We start from the raw sequence: 17,015 nt of genomic DNA, 5'->3' as shown, positions 1-17,015 counted from the left end.
GTGAAAAATGAATGTTGGCAATGATCCGATCATGATGAACGAGTACCAGATTCGTATCACGGCGGCACGTGAGAAGTTTGCCGCCCGTGAGGATGTCCAGGCGTTGTTCAACGCGCCGATGGACGCGCCGTTGGTGAACCTCTTCATGATCTACTGGAGCGCCATGAGCGCGGCACTGACGACGCCTATTCCGGAGTACCTGGCCACGGCCGGCATGCGCTGCGAGGCCCTGGGCCTGAACAGACTGGCCGAGTTCTTCAAGGAACACACCGAAGAAGAAGACGGTCACCACGAATGGGCGGCGGCGGATGTCCGCAAGTTGGTGAACCTGTGGAATGCAAAGTATCCGGTTATGCCGATCAATACCGACGACTTGCTGGTTTCCAATCTGACGCCCTCGGTGCGCCGTTATCACCAGTTGCATAAGGACGTGGTGGCCGGAGATGCACCGTGGGCCGAACTTGCCATTGATGTGGAGATTGAACTTATTACCACCCAATACGGCCCTGCCCTGTTGAAGGCCTGTGCCGCGGCGTTGTGTGAAGAAGGCCAGCAAAGTATCTCCTTCCTGGCCGAGCATGTGAGATTCGACTTTGGCCATACCGATACCAACTTCCGCGTGGTCGCCGAGTTACTCGAAGCCAAGCCTGAATACGCCCAGCACCTGGTCACGATCGGCGAGCAGGCCCTGACCGCTTATGGCGATTTCCTTGGGGAGGCCCTGCAACTGGCCCGGCAAGCATACGCCCGCCTGCCGCACGCCCAGGTCGCCGTGGACGCGTGACTTGACAAGGACCGTTATCGGAGCACGACAAGGATAGAAAGGAGCTGGTCGGTATGTTCAAGAAAGTATGTGTCAGCTGCCTGCTGACCGACGACGTCGAAGGCGTGGCGCTGGATTCGGATGGCACCTGCAACCTGTGCCGCATCTCGCAGGCGGGGGGGCGGTTGCGCCAGGACGCGCAGCGCATGCGCTTCCAGCAGGACCTGGAGGCGACTTTGCGCGCCGCCAAGGGTAGTGGCAGGAAGTACGACTGCATTGTCTCGTTCAGTGGTGGCAAGGACAGTTGCTACCTGCTGCACCGGCTGGTGGTGGACTACGGCCTGAAGGTGCTGGCGTATACCAGCGATTTCGACATACCGGCCAGAACCTGGGACAACATCCGGCGGACGGTCAAGGCACTCGGGGTGGACCATCACGTGCACCGTCCGGTCCAGAGTGTCTACCGGCGTTTCATCCGCCACCTGCTGATGAATCAAGGCCCGAAAGGGGCAGTGCACACGGTTTGCTACTTCTGGCTGGACATTCGTGAAGGGGACCTGCTGCGCTTTGCCGTGGAGAAGGACATTCCGTTGATCTTCACCGGCTACTCACCCGGCCAGCCGGAGCCCGAGCGCATGCTCTACGAGATGCCGGCGGAGCGTATCGCCCAAGATTGGACGCCCCATGAACTGTTTGCCAACGGCGTGTTCAAGGAGCACGAGCGGGCGCTGTTCTGGAATCCGCAACGTCATGGCGAGGGCATCAAGCTGCCGCGCATCCTGGCGCCGTTCCATGCCTGGGACTACGACCAGGCGCGCGTCACCAACACAGTCATCGAACTGGGCCTGGTGCAGAACAAAGTGCATGCCAACCCGGTGCTGAGCAACTTCACCCTGAACTGGCTGCTGATGTATTCGGATCTCAGGCTGCTTGGCTACAACCCGTACAAGCCCGAGTTCGCCAAGCTGGTTCGCGAAGGCAAGGCGGGGCGTCGCAAGTGGCTGCTGATCTTCGCGCTCATGGATTTCATGGTCCGTCGGCGGATCTTCATGGGGCGGCACATCGACCGCTCGTTGCGGGACCTCGACCTGCGTCTGGAAGATCTGAAGATGTCGCCGCTCGAAGCGCCGCCCCCGCCCAGGGCGGTGAGGCGCGTTGCTGACCAGGCACGAGACTGCGCTTGACGGCTTGACCGACGCCGCCACGCGCCTTGGTCACCAAGGCGCGGGTGGCATGCACGAGCGGGTGGCCGGCTGTTGGCCGAGCACCTGCCGCGGATGGCTTACCACGGATGGATGAATGAACGATCTAGCGCTCGCGGGCGACCTTTTCGCAGGTTGCTCGGATTTCCAGTTTTCCCACGAGGGCGTGGCTCGCCAGGTCTTTCGCCTGGGCGAGGGGCCCGCGGTGGTGCTGATGCACGAAGTCCCCGGTCTGCACGATGGCGTGGTGCGCTTGGCCCGGCGGCTTGCCGATGCGGGACTTGGCGTGTGGATGCCGGTGTTGTTCGGCAAGCCAGGGGTGAGGGTCTCGGCGTTATCGGTGGCCGGTTGTATGGGGCAGGTCTGCATCTCGCGGGAGTTCCGGGTCCTGGCCAGTCGGCGCAGCAGCCCGATTACCGACTGGCTGCGAGCCTTGGCCCGGGCGGCGCACGCGGCCAGCCCAGGCCCAGGAGTGGGGGTGATCGGCATGTGCCTGACCGGTGGCTTCGGCTTGGCCATGATGGCGGACCCTGCAGTCATCGCCCCTGTGTTGGCAAACCCCTCGCTGCCCTTCGCCCTGTCTGCTGCCAAGGCCGGTGCATTGGGTATCGAGCAGGACACGCTGGACGCTGTCGTACGGCGCTCGACCGAACAGGCCATTCCCGTGTTCGGCCTGCGCTTCACCGGTGATCCGGCGGTCCCTGACGCCCGTTTCGAAAGCCTGAAGCGGGCTTTCGGCGAGCGTTTCGTCGCTTGCGAAATCGACTCGTCGGCGGACAACCCCCATGGCATCGGGCGTTGGGCCCATTCGGTGCTGGGCGTGAGTTATGTCGACGAACGGGACCACCCCACTTACCTGGCCCAAGAGGCGGTGGTGGCATTTCTTCAGGCCCAGTTGGGCCTGGGCCAGCCAGGAGAGCACACATGCAAACCATAGAACTGGCCAGGCTGATCGCCCCGGTGCTGTTGTTCGTGATGATGATCGGCATGGGGCTCGGCCTGCGTCGCAAGGACTTCGTCAACCTGCTGCAGGCGCCGACCGGGATCGCCATCGGCACCTTGGGGCAGGTGCTGCTGCTGCCATTGATGGGGCTTTGGGTGAGCTGGGTGTTTGCCCTCGACGGCACCCTGGCCCTGGGGGTGATCGTGCTGTGCCTGTGTCCGGGCGGGGTGGCCTCAAACACCATCACCTACCTGCTCAAGGGCGACGTGGCGCTGTCGATCTCGCTGACCGTGATTTCCAGCTGCATCGCCTTCATCAGCGTGCCGCTGCTGGTAGCGCTGGCGCTGGCCCACTACGGCGTTCTCGGCCAGACCGTGCAACTGCCGATGGCCGACACTGTCGTGCGCCTGTTCCTGCTCACCTTGCTGCCCTTGGCCTTGGGCATGGGGCTGGCGCGGCTCTGGCCGACCGCTTGCAAACGTCTGGAACCGCTGCTGCGCATACTCGGCTTCGCGTTCCTCATGCTGATGATCCTGGTGGTGGTGGTAAAGGAGTTCCCGCTGCTGCAGGCCTATGCCGCGCGCCTGGGCTTCAGCCTGGTGGCGCTGTTCGGCAGCACCATGGGCCTTGCCTGGCTGGCAGCGCGGATGGCGGGGCTCGGCAGTGCCCAGACCCGTTCGATCACCGTCGAGATCGGCATCCAGAACAGTGCCCTGGCGCTGGTCATCGCCAGCCTGCTGGGCAGTGTCGACATGGCGATCCCGGCGATTCTCTACAGCGTCCTTGTCTGTCTGGCCGCGTTGCTGGTGGTCACGTTGCACGCCGTTGCTGCTCGCTGGCGCGAGCACCCGACCAACCCCGGGCAGCGGCCGGTCGAACCCTTCGGCGATGGACGGCTCATTGGACAGCACTCAGGCGCCGCGGCGCGCAAGGATTGATCGACCATGAACTCGGCAAACATCTTCATGCAATTGCTGGTGATCCTCGGGGTCTCCCACTGTCTGGGCCGCGTCAGTTTCTGGCTGGGTCAGCCCGTAGTCATCGGGTATCTGCTGACCGGAGTGATCGTCGGGCCGATGGTCCTGGGCGCGATCGATCCCGGCCTCACCGGCGTGTTGTTCGCCAACGTCACCGGCCTGATGGCTCTGGGCAAGATCGGCCTGATCTTCATCATGTTCGGCCTGGGGCTGGAAACCGGCTCGGGGCGCCATGGCGGATCGCAGGCCAAGACTGGCGGGGCGTTGCCGATCGCGGTGTTCGGCTTCATCGGCGCGGGGCTGGCGGGGGTGCTGCTTGGCTATGCCAGCCATGGCGTGTTCTCCGGCCATGTCGAGCGGCTGCCCTACATGCTGTTCTTCGGTGTCGCGATGGCGGCCACTGCTGTCCCAGTGCTGGCCGGCATCCTCGACGATCCGCGTTTTCTCCATCACCGGCTGGCGCCGCTGGTGATGAACGCAGCGGTGATCACCGACATCCTCGCCTGGTTCGCCCTGTCCCTGGTACTGGTGCTGCTATCGAGCACGGGCTCGGCGAGCATTCTGTATTCCGGCATCACCCTGATCGTGCTGGTGGCGGTGGCCGAGTTCGTGGTCAGCCGCCGCCTGGTCGCGCCTTCGTCCTCGACCGCCGGCAGTGATCCGTCACGGCCACTGGTCGCGGCGCTGATCGTGCTGTTCACCTTCTGTGTCATCACCGACCTGGCCAACGCCCACGTGACCATCGGCGCCTTCATCGCCGGGATCGCCTTCCGCCGTCACCAGGGCCTTCGCGAGTTCTGGGAAAAGGGACCGCAGGCCTTGGTCAACCTGTTCTTCGCACCCCTGTTCTTCGGCACGGCGGCGATGAACGTGAACATCGAGGCAGGTAGCTGGTCGGGCCTGCTGGCATGGGGCGGTTTGTTCCTGCTGGTCGGCGCGCTGGGCAAGGCCGGGGTCTCGTACCTGGTGGCGCGCTGCACGGGGCTTTGCCGTCCCGACGCATTCGTCGTTGCGACCCTGATGCACACCAAGGGGGTGATGGAAATCATCCTGCTGACGGTCGGGCTGGAGATCGGCGTCATCACGGCCGACCTCTACGCGATCCTGATGGTTGTCGCGCTCGCGGCGACGGTCATCACCCTGCCGATCGTCCGGCTGGTGCCGCCGCGCGTGCCAGCGCCCGGGGCCTCGAGCGCACGGGTCGTCGCAACGCGCGAAGGCCGAGAGCGGCCAGTGCTGGAAAACCCTTGAGCAATGACGCAACAGGCAGGGAGGAGCGCGACACGCACGGATCTGGGCTTCGAAAGGTAGCGATAGGGATGTTCTCGTTCAATCGATAGGAAGTGAAGCTGATGAGACCTTTGTTGAGTACAGACGTAGAAAAACGATGTGTTGACGAGGCCGGGGGGACCTGGATCCTGAGCGTCGACGATGTCCGGGGCACGGCGCGGTTATGTTCGCTGAGCGAGTCGGCACTTGTGCTGGAGACGACCCTGGCAGTACGCGTGGGCCAGGTGCTGACACTGCAGGGTCGCGACGACATCGCCCGGCGCGACCTGGCCTTCGAGGCACGGGTCGTGCAGGAGGAGGCCACCGGCGCGGTGGCACGTTTGCATTGCCAGCCTTGCGATACCTGCAATGGCGGGCAATGGCCGCGCGAGGTGAAGCACCTGTGCCAGCGCCTGCGGGTCGACCAGGCAATCGCCGAGGCTGGCGAACAGGCCGGTCACCAACCACATTGTCCGGCCAGCGAGCTGCACCCCAGCGCACCGGTGTTGCTGGGGCAGGCCAAATCGATCGACGACCGCGAGGCTGCCTATCGCCTGGTCTATGGCGCCTACTTCCGCAAGGGCCTGGCAGCGCCCGCGCAGAATGGGCTGTACACCAACAGCTTCCTGCTCAACCCGCAGACCGTGACCTTCGTCGGCAAGGTGGAGGGGGAGGTGGCAATGACCCTGACCTCGATCCCCGACTCGGTGGCAGCCCTGCCGATGGACGCGGTGTTCGAGGATTGCCTGGCGCCCTTGCGCAAGCAAGGGCGCCGTCTGGTCGAGTTCGGCATGCTGGCGGTGAGCACCGAGCACTTCGGGGCGATGAACTACAGCATCCATGACCCCGAGCGCATGCTGTGCGTGTACTCGCTGTTCCGCATCGCCCTGCAACACGCCAAGTTCACTCGCGGCTGTACCGACGTGGTATTCGCCGTACCGCCCAAGCACCAGGCCTTGTACCGCTTCATGGGGGTGAGCGCGATCTCCGAGGTGCGCTACTACAGCAACTACAACACCCCGGCCGTGGCGATTCGGATCGACCTGCTGTCGCTCGAACTGCGCCCGCATGTGCGGCAGTTCCTGTTCGGCAACCCCATGGCGCAGCTCAAGGATATCGGGTTGACCGAGTGGTCCGTCCAGGCCCTGGCACGGCTGTTCGGCAGCGGTGCGGTGCAAGGTGCGCCGCAGGACGTCGCAGCGCATTTCAACAGTGAAACCCAATAAGACAACAGGGAGAGTGATAGCAATGGACAAAGTGATGAATTCCGGCAGTTTCGCCCACGTGGATTTCCCGACCATCGACCTGACCCACGACCCGAAGATCGACTGGCTGACCCGTAGCCAGTACTGGGCGGATTTCCTTCGCCGCTACTATTTCGTCGGGCGCAAGGAACACGGCCCCTATGGCTCGCAGGCGTGCATCGAGCGCACCCGGCGCATCGAGGCGCGCATCCAGGAGCAGTCCAGGGCCTACGGCGACGCTCCGACGCTGCCGGTGCCGGAGGTCGAGCTCAAGGACCTGTCGCCGGAGAACTTCCACAAGATCTACCTGGAACCTAATACCCCGGTGGTGTTCCGCGGCGCCGCCAAGGACTGGGAGTCGGTGCGCAAATGGACCCCGCAATACCTTGCCGAGCACTACGGCGATGTCAAGGTGGCAACCCGCGTGCGGGGTAACGAGCTGAACGAGAAAGCGCTTCAGTACATCGACCTGCCGATCTCCGAAGTGGTGGAGAACATCCTTGGCGGAGGTACCTACTACCCGGGCCACACCGAGGACCTGTTCAACAAGCACCCCGAGCTGCGTCAGGAGCTCGACCTGCCGACCCTGGGGCGCTACCTGAGCACCCGCGACAAGCGGATCATGTCGACGCAGATGTTCCTGTCTGCCGGAGGGGTGATTTCGGGCTGGCACTGCACCGGGGGACCAAACCTTTTCACCATGATCAGCGGCGTCAAGAAGTGGACCTTCGTGCATCCCAAGCACTCGATGTGGATGCACCCGATTACCCGCAAGGACATGTTCTACGCCGCAACCATGCTCGACTGGCGCAAGAGTCACGACGAGATCGAGGCCGACGGCTATCCGCTGTATCGCTACATTCCCAAGTACACCACCACCCTGGAGGCGGGTGACGTGCTGTTCTCGCCGCACTGGTGGTGGCACTGCGTCGAGACCCCGGTGCCTTCGCTGGCCATTGCCTCGCGGGCGATCAACAAGATGATCATGGGCAACAAGATGTTCTCGCTGATGTGGGTCACCTCGCCACGCTTCCGCCAGACCGTGATGACCGTGCTCAAGGAAGGCTGGGGCTCGGACAAGGCGACCGGCGCAAAGCTTGCGTTCGAGTTCGACACCGAGGAGTTCGTGCGGCGCGTATCGCTTTAAGCTCCAGTTGAAAAGAGCCCGGCTGTTACACTGGAGTTGCCCCGGAGGCCTGAACCGCCGGGGCATCGACCAAAACACCGGAAGTTATCTAAAGGAGTAGATATGAGCGTTGTTCTGTACAGCTACACCCTGTGTGTCCTGGTGCTGTTCGCCAAGATGTTCGCGATCTCGCTCTACCAGGGCGCATACAGGATTGGCCGTCTGACCTTCAAGAACGCCGAAGATGCCGGGTTCGTCGGCCGCCCCGCCAGTGCCGAGGAGTTGCCGCAGGTCTCCCGCGCCTCCCAGGCGTGGATGAACGACCTGGAAAACATTCCATTGTTCTTCGTGCTCGGTGGCATCTACGTGCTGCTCGAAGGACCGGCAGGGCCTGCGGTATGGCTGTTCTCGCTGTTCACCGCTGCACGCATCGTGCACACCGTGACCTACCTGGCGCGCTGGCAGCCATGGCGGACCCTGGCCTATGCCGTGGGTGTCGTCTGCCTGTTTGGTATTGCCGGGTTAATCATCGCTCAGCTGGCCGCCAGGGCCGGCTGATGCACCGACGACAATGAAAGGATCGCCATCGCGCGAGGTACACCCATGGGCATGGATGCAATCATTCGATTTCTGATCAACTGGCGCAGGTTGAATGCGCTGTGGGTGTTGATTGCCGTGCTGGCAATCGCACCCGGTGCGCTGGGACTGCGGTTCGATGCGTCAATTGACTCCTTCCTGCCTGAAGGCAACACCGAGCGCCAGCAGTACGATGCGTTCAAGCAGCGCTTCGGTGAAGACCGCATGGTGGTGATTGCCCTGCCACCCCAGGCGTTGTTCAGCGACCAGGCGATGGCCAGGCTCGAGGCGGTCACCGAGCGCTTCAAGCAGTTACCCGACGTGGCCAAGGCGACCAGCATCGCCTCGGTCAACATCATTCATGGCCAGGAGCAGGTGCTGGATATCCTGCCGGTGGCCGAGGCGCTGGCCCAGCCGACGCAGTACGATCGCCAACGGGTGCTCGACAAGCTGCGCGCCAGCCCCTTGTACCAGCGCGACCTGATCTCGCCGGACGGGCAGGTGGCGGCGATCCTCATCGAGGTCCGCTCGGCGGCTGGCGAAGGCAAGTTCGAGCGTGTCCTGGAGAGCGTGGCGCCAATCATGCAAGGCAGCGGCTTCACGCTGTACCACGTCGCCGGCGAGCCGGTGGTCGAGCAACAGGTGACCAGCGACATGTGGAAGGATCTCAAGATCTTCATCCCTCTGACTTCGCTGGTGCTGCTGGTGTTGCTGCTGGCGTTCCTGCGCAACCTGGGCGATGTCTGGGTGGTGATGGCCGTCGTGACCCTGTGCACGGTGCTGCTGCTGGGCAGCATGGGACGCCTGGGGTTGCCGATGAACGCGGTCACGGTCGGCCTGCCGTCGATCATGATGTGCGTCGCCGTGCTGGATTGCCTGCACCTGCTGGATACCCACCGGCAGGGCCTCAACGACGGCCTGCCGGTGCTCGAGGCCGCACGTCGCTCGCTGCGGCAGAACTTCGTGCCGTGTTTCCTTACCTCCTTCACCACGGCCATCGGCTTTCTCACCCTGGCGGTCAGCGAGGTGGCGCCCATACGCTCGTTCGGCGTGATCGCCGCGCTGGCGGCAATCCTTGCCTATGTGCTGTCCTACCTGGTCATGCCGTTCCTGCTCGAGTGCGCGCCGGCCAGGCGCGTGCGGCGGTCCGAGCACAAGCACCATGCCAGGTGGGTGGAGCGCCTTGCGCCGTTGTATCGTTCGCCGCGCACGCTGCCGTTGCTGACGGTCGCGGTGGTGGCCTTGGCACTGCTGCCGATCGGTCGCCTGCATGTGGAAGCCTCGTTCCTCAACTTCATCGATCGGTCAGCACCGGTGAAGGTGTCCACTGACTTCGTCGAGCGTGAGCTCGGTGGCGTGTCCAATCTCGAGGTCAGCCTGCGGACCCAGGACAAGGGCGGGGTACTCGAACCCGGTGCGTTGCGCGAGATCGCCGCGCTGCAGGATTACCTCGGGCGAATCCCTGGGGTGGACAAGACCTTGTCGGTGGTCGACTTCCTGCGCGATATCCATCGCGAGATGAATGGAGGCGACCCGCGCTTCCAGGTATTGCCCGACAGTCGGGAGGCGGCCGAGCAATACGTCTTCACCTACTCGCTGGCGGGGCCGGACCACGAACTGACGCGTTTCATCGACTACGACAACCAGTCCACACGGGTGCGCGTGCGCCTGCAGCAGATGCCTCACGCCCAGCTGCAGCAGGTGCTTGACCAGGTGAACGATTACCTCGACCGGCAGCCGAGCGTGTTCGAGCACAGCCTGACATCGTACTCGGTGATGCAGTCGGCGATGGTCAGGCTGCTGCTCGACGGCATGCTGTGGAGCATCCTGTTCGCGGTCGCCTGCATGCTGGTCGCGTTTTACCTGCTCATTCGTTCGTGGAAGATCGCCGCCGTCGCAGTGCTCGTCAACATCATGCCGCTGGTGGCAGTGTTTGGTGTGATGGGGGCCTTGGGCCTGTCGATCAATGTGGGTACCTCGATGATCGGCTGCATCATGTTCGGCCTGGTGGTGGATGCAACCCTGCATTGCTTCTACCACGCGCGGCACGCCCCGGCGCATCTGTCGGCCCAGCAACTGGTGGTGGTGATCTTCGAGGACATCGGCGAAGCGCTATGGACCGGCGCGCTGGTGCTGTGTGCGGGGTTCCTCGTGCTCGGACTGGGCGAGTCCTATTTCACCCGCCTGTTCGGGTTGTTCTGCGCCTTGGCGATCTTCGTCTCGCTGTTCTGCAACGCCGTGGGCATACCCTACCTCATCCACCATTTCGCCAGGCGCACCGAACCCAGCGCCGATGCGCCCGGCATTGCGCTTTCCGAACGCTGATTCGGCCAGACGATCTGTTCGAGGAATTAACCGATGATTGACTTGTATACCTACGCTACGCCAAACGGTTGGAAGGTCTCGGTGATGCTGGAAGAGCTCGCCACGCCCTACCGGGCCATTCTGGTGGACCTTCCCGCGCGGGAGCAGGAGAGCGAAGCGTTCAGGGCGTTGAACCCCAACGGCCGCATTCCAGTGATCGTCGATCGTGAAGCAGAGGACTTTTGCGTCTTCGAGTCCGGCGCCATCCTGGTCTATCTGGCCCAGAAGCACGGCACCCTGCTGCCCGAGGAGACCAAGGCGCGTTCAACAGTGATGCAGTGGCTGATGTTCCAGATGGGCGGAGTCGGCCCGATGATGGGCCAGGCCAACGTCTTCAACCGTTACTTTCCAGAACGCATTCCAAGTGTGATCGCTCGCTATCAGGCCGAGAGCAAGCGCCTGTTGGCTGTGCTCGACAGGCGTCTGGCCGAGCACGAGTTCCTGGCCGGGGACTACAGCATCGCCGACATCGCCAACTGGTGCTGGGCCCGCGGCCACGAGTGGTCGGGTGTCGATGTGCAGGACCTGCCGAACCTGCGGCGCTGGCTGGCGGCGATCGAGCAGCGTCCCGCAGCGCAACGTGGCGTGAAGGTGCCGTTCGATATCAGTGATGTCTTCGGTGCCGGCCGCACGGCCGTGGCTGGCGAAACCTATGCACAGCAAGGGCAGCGATTGTTCGTACCCTAGGGGCTGTGCGAACGCGGTATGGGCGAGTGCAGATAGATTTCGTACAGAGCCTGAGCCTTGCCGGCTGCCTGGGTCGCCGACCGGGCCGTCATAGCCTCTGCAACACTTGACTGGCCGGCTCGCAGCAATGCGGGCTGGAGGGGCCAGTCATCTAAAAATCAAACAAGAATGGTATGGAAATCAGATGTCTAAACAAACGGTGATGGTGAGTAGATCGGGTCGTCCCAAGGATCAAGCGAAGCGCAAGGCTGTCCTTGAGGCGGCGAAGAGCCTCTTTCTGAGCAAAGGCTACGAGGGGAGCAGCATGGATGCGATCGCCGCCGAGGCGGGGGTCTCGAAGCTGACTGTGTACAACCATTACAGTGACAAGGCGACGTTGTTCTCGGCAGCCATCACGGCCAAGTGCGACGAACAGCTGCCAGAGCGGCTGTTCGAGTTTTCGCCGCATGCCAGCATCGAGTCGGTTCTGCTCAAGATCGGTGGCAAGTACCTGGACCTGATCTGCAGCAGCGAGGCGGTCGCGCTGCAACGCATCATCGTGGCGATGGCCCGCCAGGAGCCGAAGCTGGCCTGCATGTTCTACGAGGCGGGTGCACAGCACATGCTCAAGGAGATGACCAAGTTGCTGATGCGTGCTTCGCTTGCAGGCCGTCTGCGCGTCGAGGATGCGCAGACGTCGGCGAAACGCTTCTTCTGCCTGCTCAAGGGTGATGACTATTTTCGTGTATTGATTGGCCTGTGTGCACCGCTGCAGGGAGAGCACGCCGAAGCGCATGTGCGTGAGGTCGTGTCGATGTTCATGGCTTTGCATGGCGGCGCGGTACCGAGTGCCGAAGGCATGGCCGAGCGCAGTCTGGGGGGCGGGTACCGGTCGCACATGCTGTTCCGGCCGGTGTTGAGCAGCCTGCCGCAGCAGATAGCCGGCGTCGGAAGGAGCGACGTCGGGGCGAGCCACCTTGGAGAAATCGACAGGAATTAAAAAGCCGGCTTGTGGCCGGCTTCTCGGGGACGGTCTTGGCTCATTTTTGATAAGCCGCAACCGCCTTAAACGGTTGGCAACATGGCCTGAAAAAGATGGCGGACGTCTGTGTGAGGCGTCGCCAGGCCCTCTGGAATGCGGCTTGCACCATCAGGGGGCATGATGTGCCGCGTAGCATACCCGTGTGTGTGGCCCCTGCCCAGCAAAAAGTGGTGCGAGGTGTTTCAGCCTGGGCGCGCAGGGCGCAGGCACGACCACCAGAACACCCAGCCGAGGATTTCCACCTTCTGCACGCGGCGTTGATAGGCCGTGTAGCGTTCGCAGGGGTGGTTGAGGCGGTCATGGCTGTGCAGGCACAGCGTGCCGTTCTGGCCCAGGGTGAGATGGTGTACCCGCAGGCGGCCATTGTGCAGCAGTGCGTAGCATTCGCCTTCGACCACCCGGGTGAAGCTGCGGTCGACGGCTAGCAGGGTGCCCTCCGGCAGCAGGGGCAGCATGTTGTTGCCGGGCATACCGAGGCAGATGGCTTTTTCCGTCGACACCTGCAAGGCGTCCAGGGCTCGGCGGGGAACCGGCTGGTAATGCCCCGGCAGCGCCTGCAGGCTGCCCTGCTGCAGGTGATGCAGGGGCAGGTGCGCCATGCCTGTGTCCAGGCCCTGCAGCGGCGGTGGCGGTGCAATGCCCCGGGGCACGCAGCGGGCGGGTGCGAGCGGTGTCGGATGCTTCGGGCCCTCGCCACTGCGCAGCCAGCGCCTGCGCACGCAGAACAGGTCGGCGAGTTCGTCGAGCCTGGCCTGGGGCACGCCGCGTTTGAACCAGTTGTTGACGTGCTGCGGCGTGACCTTGCGTTGCGCGGCAAAGTCGGAAGGGGTCAGGTTGCACTCCAGCAGGAGGGCTTTGAGACGGTCACCGGATGTTTTCATGACGGCGAGTCTATCTCCGGTCGAACGGTGTGGAAATCAACCCGATGTCGAGGGCATTTGTAGGAAATGTGGCGGTTTGTAGGCAGGGGCTGAGGATCGGGTAGGAAGATTCGATATGGTGCCCAATTGCAGGGCCAACACGCTGCCTCAGGCCCGCTGCCGGGTGGCTGACGGCGGCCATAAAAAAACCCTGCCGGAGCAGGGTTTTCTTCGTGTCAGGTTCAGCCCTTGTAGGCTGCGACCGACTTGGTGATCGCGGCGCGGGCGGCGTCGGCGCCGTCCCAGCCTTCGATCTTGACCCACTTGCCCTTCTCGAGATCCTTGTAGTTCGCGAAGAAGTGCTCGATCTGCTGGATCAGCAGGGCAGGCAGGTCGGTGTATTCCTTCACGTCGACATACAGCTGCGACAGCTTGTCGTGAGGAACGGCGATGACCTTGGCGTCGCCGCCGCCGTCGTCGGTCATGTTCAGCACGCCAACCGGACGGGCGCGGATCACCGAGCCTGGGGCGACCGGGTACGGGGTCACGACCAGCACGTCCAGCGGATCACCGTCGTCGGCCAGGGTGTTGGGGATGAAGCCGTAGTTGGCCGGGTAGAACATCGGGGTGGCCATGAAACGGTCGACGAACAGGGTGTCGCTGTCCTTGTCGATCTCGTACTTGATCGGCGCGTGGTTGGCCGGGATCTCGATGGCGACGTAGATGTCGTTCGGCAGGTCTTTGCCGGCTGGAATCTTGCTGTAGCTCATTGGGCAATGCCCCCGTGTTTGATCAAAAAAGTGGCGGCGATTATAGGCACATTCCCACAGTGGGTGCCACGCCCGGCCTGATGTGCGGCTTTCAGCCGTGGCTGGCGCGATAGTCCGGGTGCTCGGCCTGCAGACGTGCCAGGCGGCTCAGCGGATCCTGGCGGTAGAACAGCGACAGCTGCTGGTAGACCCTCGGGTAGGCCTCATGCAGCAGGTCGGGCGCGCTGAAGAAGTATTCGCTGGTGACGGCGAAGAACTCGGCCGGGTTTTCCGCGGCGTAGGGGTCGATGGCCGTTTCGGCGTCGGGGTTGGCGTCGAGCTGGCGGTTCAGCTCGTCGTAGGCCTGCTGCATGGCTTGGGCCCAGTCCTCCACGCGCATGCCGTTGTGCAAGGGTGGCAGGCCGTTGGCATCGCCATTGAGCATGTCCAGCTTGTGCGCCAGTTCGTGGATGACCAGGTTGTAGGCCTCCCAGCCGCCGCTGCTCAGGACGCCGGGCCAGGCGAGGATCACCGGCCCCTGCTGCCAGGCTTCGCCGCTGTGCTCGGCGTCCCAGACATGCTCGACCCCGCTGCTGTCGCGGTGGCGCTGGGGGCTCTTGAAGTCGTCCGGGTAGAGGATGATCTCGTGGAAGCCCTGGTACCAGTTCAGTTCGCCCAGGTGCAGCAGCGGTAACTGGGCCTGGGCGGCGAGGAACAGGCGCTGCTCGTCGTCCAGCTCGACGCCGGGCAGGGTGGTCAGGTGCTTGTCGTGCAGGAACAGCACGCAGGCGTCACGCAACCAGCGGTCTTCTTCGTCGCTGATGCCGTCGAGCAGAGGCAGGCGATCGCGGATCACCTGCCACAGCTGTGGGTCGACCGGATAGCGGGCCAGGGTGCGCCGGCGCCGCCAGGCGCTGAACGACCACATGCCCAGGTCAGTGGGCCTTGGCCGTGCGGCCGAAGCGGCCGCGCAGCAGGCCGAGGATCATCGGCACCAGCGACAGCAGGATGATCGCCACCACCATCAGCGACAGGTGCTGCTTGATGAACGGCACGTTGCCGAAGAAGTAGCCCAGGGTCACCAGGCCGCCCACCCACAGCAGCGAGCCAGCGACGCTGAAGGCCAGGAAGCGCGGGTAGTGCATGTGGGCGATACCGGCGACGAACGGCGCGAAGGTACGCAGGATCGGCAGGAAGCGCGCCAGGGTGACGGTCTTGCCGCCATGGCGCTCGTAGAAGACGTGGGTGCGCTGCAGGTAGTCCTTGCGGAAGATCTTCGAGTTGGGGTTGCGGAACAGGCGTTCGCCCGCCGTGCGCCCGATCACGTAGTTGGTGCTGTCGCCGAGAATCGCCGCGGCCATCAGCAGGCCGGCCAGCAGCGCCGGGTCCATCCCCCCACCGGCGGCCACGGCGCCGGCGATGAACAGCAGCGAGTCACCCGGCAGGAACGGCATGACCACCAGGCCGGTCTCGCAGAAGATCACGGCGAAAAGGATGGCGTAGATCCAGGGACCGTAGTTGTTGACCAGCAGATCGAGGTAGGCATCGAGATGCAGGATGAGGTCCAGCGGGTTGAAATCCATGTACAGCACCTGTGTTCTTGACCCGCTTCCACGGGCACGCGATGACGGACAGCGCCATGGTTGGGGAGGGTTTACCGGTTGTGCCGGTAACTTTTCGCACATGACAGGAGGGGGATTATACGGCGAAGTCCAGATCGTGCCCGGAGAGTTTGTAGCGAGGGGTTACGACTGTGGGATCGCGTTCGTGTCCATGGGAGCGGGCTTGCCCCGCGCTGGGGCCATCGCGGCAACCGCGCTACAGGCCCGCTCCCGGGTACGTGGCTTGCTCAATCCTGGCTGATCGGCAGGATGTAGTTCTCGAACTCGGTGTCTTTGCGAAAGCCCATGGATTCGTAGGTCTTCTGAGCCACTTCGTTGTCGCTGCTGGTGGACACGCGCATGCGCACGGCGTTGGATTTCTTGGCCATCTTCTTGGCCTCGCGCATCAGGTTGTCTGCCACCAGCATGCGCCGCGAGTCTTCGGCGACGTAGATATCGTTGAGGATCCACACGCGCTTGAGCGACAGCGACGAGAAGCTCGGGTAGAGCTGGCAGAAGCCCATCAGGCGGTCATCGCCATCATCCGGCAGGGCCAGGTAGATGATCGACTCCTTGCGCTTGAGGCGCTTCTCAAGGAAGGCCCGCGAACTGTCCGGGTAAGGCAGTTGCCCATAGAACTCGCGGTATTTCACGAACAGCGGGGTGAGCAGGTCGAGGTGTTCCAAGGTTGCCTGGATGATGCGCATGGGCGGGCCTCTGAGTCCATTGGGAATACGGCGGATTGCCAGCAGCGTCCACTGGCATGCTGCCTAAAGCAGGCTAGAAGCGCAATCCGCCTTCGGTGACATGTTTTTTACCCTTCACCGAGCAGGAAGTTTCCGCTTTTCCCGGCAGAATCTTCGCTGTCGATACTATGGACCTCGGCTTCGTCCTTCAGATTCACCCCCGACAGCTGGCGCCTGCAGGCCTCGCGCATCAGGTACAGCAGGCGATGAGCGGCCATGCCGTAGCTCAGGCCTTCGAGGCGCACATTGGAGATGCAGTTGCGGTAGGCGTCGGTCAGGCCGACCTTCGGCGCGTAGGTGAAGTACAGGCCCAGGCTGTCGGGTGAACTCAGGCCTGGGCGTTCGCCGATCAGCATCACCGTCATGCGCGCGCCGAGCAGCTCACCCACTTCGTCGGCCACTGCGACCCGGCCTTGCTCCACCAGGATCACCGGGGCGCTGCTCCAGCCATCGGCGGCGGCCTGTTCCTCGAAGCGGCTCAGGAAGGGCAGGGTGTGGCGGTGCACGGCCAGCGCCGACAGGCCATCGGCCACGACGATCGCCAGGTCGACGCCGCCGGGGTTGGCTTGGGCGTGCTCGCGCAGGCACTGGGCCGAGTCCTCGTGCAGGCGCCGGCCCAGGTCCGGGCGTTGCAGGTACTGGTGGCGGTCGCTGGCGGCGCTGTGCAGCAGCAGGCTGTCGCGCCCGCGGTCGCTGAGTTGCTGGCGCAGGCCGACATGGTCGAAGGGCAGGTGCACGGCGTCACGGGCCTGGGCATGGGCGAACTGGAAGTCCAGCTGGGCGCCGGTCGGCAGGCTGATGCCGGTGCGGCCCAGGGCGATGCGTGCCGGTGTCAGGTTACGCAGGGCCAGCCAGGGGTTGTCGGGGGTGGGGGTGTGTCGTTCCAT

16 protein-coding genes and 1 pseudogene are annotated in these 17,015 nt (G+C 63.7%); 11 read left to right on the top strand and 6 right to left on the bottom strand.

Features of this window, described 5'->3' with window-relative positions; translation table 11 throughout:
* The first annotated feature begins 7 nt into the window (after positions 1 to 7).
* The 11 genes and pseudogenes from LOY42_RS23675 to LOY42_RS23625 form a co-directional block, all read left to right on the top strand.
* Positions 8 to 784 carry a hypothetical protein gene (locus tag LOY42_RS23675; protein ID WP_139668234.1) on the top strand — a complete coding sequence of 259 codons (777 nt, stop codon included), beginning with the start codon at positions 8 to 10 and terminating at the stop codon, positions 782 to 784.
* Between the two features lie 53 nt (positions 785 to 837).
* Positions 838 to 1,947 carry a hypothetical protein gene (locus tag LOY42_RS23670; RefSeq protein ID WP_177485979.1) on the top strand — a complete coding sequence of 370 codons (1,110 nt, stop codon included), beginning with the start codon at positions 838 to 840 and terminating at the stop codon, positions 1,945 to 1,947.
* A 115-nt stretch (positions 1,948 to 2,062) separates the two neighbouring features.
* The gene (locus LOY42_RS23665) at positions 2,063 to 2,902 is read left to right on the top strand and encodes a dienelactone hydrolase family protein (RefSeq protein ID WP_139668236.1); all 840 of its coding nucleotides are present in this window, start codon (positions 2,063 to 2,065) and stop codon (positions 2,900 to 2,902) included.
* Positions 2,890 to 3,846: a bile acid:sodium symporter family protein gene (locus LOY42_RS23660; RefSeq protein WP_139668238.1), complete on the top strand. Its 957-nt coding sequence runs from the start codon at positions 2,890 to 2,892 to the stop codon at positions 3,844 to 3,846. The genes LOY42_RS23665 and LOY42_RS23660 overlap by 13 nt, the downstream gene beginning before the upstream one ends.
* A 6-nt stretch (positions 3,847 to 3,852) precedes the next feature.
* The gene (locus LOY42_RS23655) at positions 3,853 to 5,136 is read left to right on the top strand and encodes a cation:proton antiporter (protein ID WP_198754415.1); all 1,284 of its coding nucleotides are present in this window, start codon (positions 3,853 to 3,855) and stop codon (positions 5,134 to 5,136) included.
* 113 nt (positions 5,137 to 5,249) lie between these two features.
* On the top strand, positions 5,250 to 6,380 hold the full coding sequence (locus LOY42_RS23650; protein WP_258599520.1) for an N-acyl amino acid synthase FeeM domain-containing protein: 1,131 nt from the start codon (positions 5,250 to 5,252) through the stop codon (positions 6,378 to 6,380).
* A gap of 22 nt (positions 6,381 to 6,402) precedes the next feature.
* Complete coding sequence (locus LOY42_RS23645) at positions 6,403 to 7,545, top strand: cupin-like domain-containing protein (RefSeq protein WP_139668245.1); 1,143 nt, start codon at positions 6,403 to 6,405, stop codon at positions 7,543 to 7,545.
* 102 nt (positions 7,546 to 7,647) lie between these two features.
* Positions 7,648 to 8,082, top strand: a complete 435-nt coding sequence (locus tag LOY42_RS23640; protein WP_028690310.1) for an MAPEG family protein — start codon at positions 7,648 to 7,650, stop codon at positions 8,080 to 8,082.
* A gap of 51 nt (positions 8,083 to 8,133) precedes the next feature.
* A complete protein-coding gene (locus LOY42_RS23635) occupies positions 8,134 to 10,425 on the top strand; it encodes an RND family transporter (protein ID WP_177485980.1) in 2,292 nt (763 codons plus the stop codon).
* Between the two features lie 33 nt (positions 10,426 to 10,458).
* Positions 10,459 to 11,151: a glutathione S-transferase family protein gene (locus LOY42_RS23630; RefSeq protein ID WP_139668248.1), complete on the top strand. Its 693-nt coding sequence runs from the start codon at positions 10,459 to 10,461 to the stop codon at positions 11,149 to 11,151.
* A 184-nt stretch (positions 11,152 to 11,335) separates the two neighbouring features.
* Positions 11,336 to 11,953, top strand: a pseudogene (locus LOY42_RS23625) (TetR/AcrR family transcriptional regulator); the annotation flags it as partial.
* A gap of 401 nt (positions 11,954 to 12,354) precedes the next feature.
* Here LOY42_RS23625 and LOY42_RS23620 read toward each other — a convergent pair.
* From LOY42_RS23620 to eutC, 6 genes are all read right to left on the bottom strand, one after another.
* Positions 12,355 to 13,053, bottom strand: coding sequence for an XRE family transcriptional regulator (locus LOY42_RS23620; protein WP_258599516.1), 699 nt, complete (start codon positions 13,051 to 13,053; stop codon positions 12,355 to 12,357).
* Positions 13,054 to 13,274: 221 nt separating this feature from the next.
* Positions 13,275 to 13,802 carry an inorganic diphosphatase gene (ppa, locus tag LOY42_RS23615; RefSeq protein ID WP_016484715.1) on the bottom strand — a complete coding sequence of 176 codons (528 nt, stop codon included), beginning with the start codon at positions 13,800 to 13,802 and terminating at the stop codon, positions 13,275 to 13,277.
* Between the two features lie 91 nt (positions 13,803 to 13,893).
* The gene (locus tag LOY42_RS23610) at positions 13,894 to 14,709 is read right to left on the bottom strand and encodes a zinc-dependent peptidase (protein WP_258599514.1); all 816 of its coding nucleotides are present in this window, start codon (positions 14,707 to 14,709) and stop codon (positions 13,894 to 13,896) included.
* 7 nt (positions 14,710 to 14,716) lie between these two features.
* Entirely contained in the window at positions 14,717 to 15,364 is a 648-nt protein-coding gene (locus LOY42_RS23605; protein WP_139668256.1) for a DedA family protein, read from the bottom strand.
* 266 nt (positions 15,365 to 15,630) lie between these two features.
* Complete coding sequence (locus tag LOY42_RS23600; protein WP_139668258.1) at positions 15,631 to 16,089, bottom strand: N-acetyltransferase; 459 nt, start codon at positions 16,087 to 16,089, stop codon at positions 15,631 to 15,633.
* 107 nt (positions 16,090 to 16,196) lie between these two features.
* Positions 16,197 to 17,015 carry an ethanolamine ammonia-lyase subunit EutC gene (eutC, locus tag LOY42_RS23595; protein WP_046857298.1) on the bottom strand — a complete coding sequence of 273 codons (819 nt, stop codon included), beginning with the start codon at positions 17,013 to 17,015 and terminating at the stop codon, positions 16,197 to 16,199.

The sequence above is a fragment of the Pseudomonas sp. B21-023 genome (assembly GCF_024749165.1).
In the GTDB taxonomy this organism is placed as follows: domain Bacteria; phylum Pseudomonadota; class Gammaproteobacteria; order Pseudomonadales; family Pseudomonadaceae; genus Aquipseudomonas.
This window is presented reverse-complemented; position numbering and strand designations above follow the sequence as displayed.

Bases quoted from the DNA above. Each gene is read 5' to 3' on its own strand.
- LOY42_RS23675 (WP_139668234.1), top strand. From the start codon at position 8: ATGAATGTTGGCAATGATCCGATCATGATGAACGAGTACCAGATTCGT.
- LOY42_RS23670 (WP_177485979.1), top strand. From the start codon at position 838: ATGTTCAAGAAAGTATGTGTCAGCTGCCTGCTGACCGACGACGTCGAA.
- LOY42_RS23665 (WP_139668236.1), top strand. From the start codon at position 2,063: ATGAACGATCTAGCGCTCGCGGGCGACCTTTTCGCAGGTTGCTCGGAT.
- LOY42_RS23660 (WP_139668238.1), top strand. From the start codon at position 2,890: ATGCAAACCATAGAACTGGCCAGGCTGATCGCCCCGGTGCTGTTGTTC.
- LOY42_RS23655 (WP_198754415.1), top strand. From the start codon at position 3,853: ATGAACTCGGCAAACATCTTCATGCAATTGCTGGTGATCCTCGGGGTC.
- LOY42_RS23645 (WP_139668245.1), top strand. From the start codon at position 6,403: ATGGACAAAGTGATGAATTCCGGCAGTTTCGCCCACGTGGATTTCCCG.
- LOY42_RS23640 (WP_028690310.1), top strand. From the start codon at position 7,648: ATGAGCGTTGTTCTGTACAGCTACACCCTGTGTGTCCTGGTGCTGTTC.
- LOY42_RS23635 (WP_177485980.1), top strand. From the start codon at position 8,134: ATGGATGCAATCATTCGATTTCTGATCAACTGGCGCAGGTTGAATGCG.
- LOY42_RS23630 (WP_139668248.1), top strand. From the start codon at position 10,459: ATGATTGACTTGTATACCTACGCTACGCCAAACGGTTGGAAGGTCTCG.
- LOY42_RS23620 (WP_258599516.1), bottom strand. From the start codon at position 13,053: ATGAAAACATCCGGTGACCGTCTCAAAGCCCTCCTGCTGGAGTGCAAC.
- ppa (WP_016484715.1), bottom strand. From the start codon at position 13,802: ATGAGCTACAGCAAGATTCCAGCCGGCAAAGACCTGCCGAACGACATC.
- LOY42_RS23610 (WP_258599514.1), bottom strand. From the start codon at position 14,709: ATGTGGTCGTTCAGCGCCTGGCGGCGCCGGCGCACCCTGGCCCGCTAT.
- LOY42_RS23605 (WP_139668256.1), bottom strand. From the start codon at position 15,364: ATGGATTTCAACCCGCTGGACCTCATCCTGCATCTCGATGCCTACCTC.
- LOY42_RS23600 (WP_139668258.1), bottom strand. From the start codon at position 16,089: ATGCGCATCATCCAGGCAACCTTGGAACACCTCGACCTGCTCACCCCG.
- eutC (WP_046857298.1), bottom strand. From the start codon at position 17,015: ATGGAACGACACACCCCCACCCCCGACAACCCCTGGCTGGCCCTGCGT.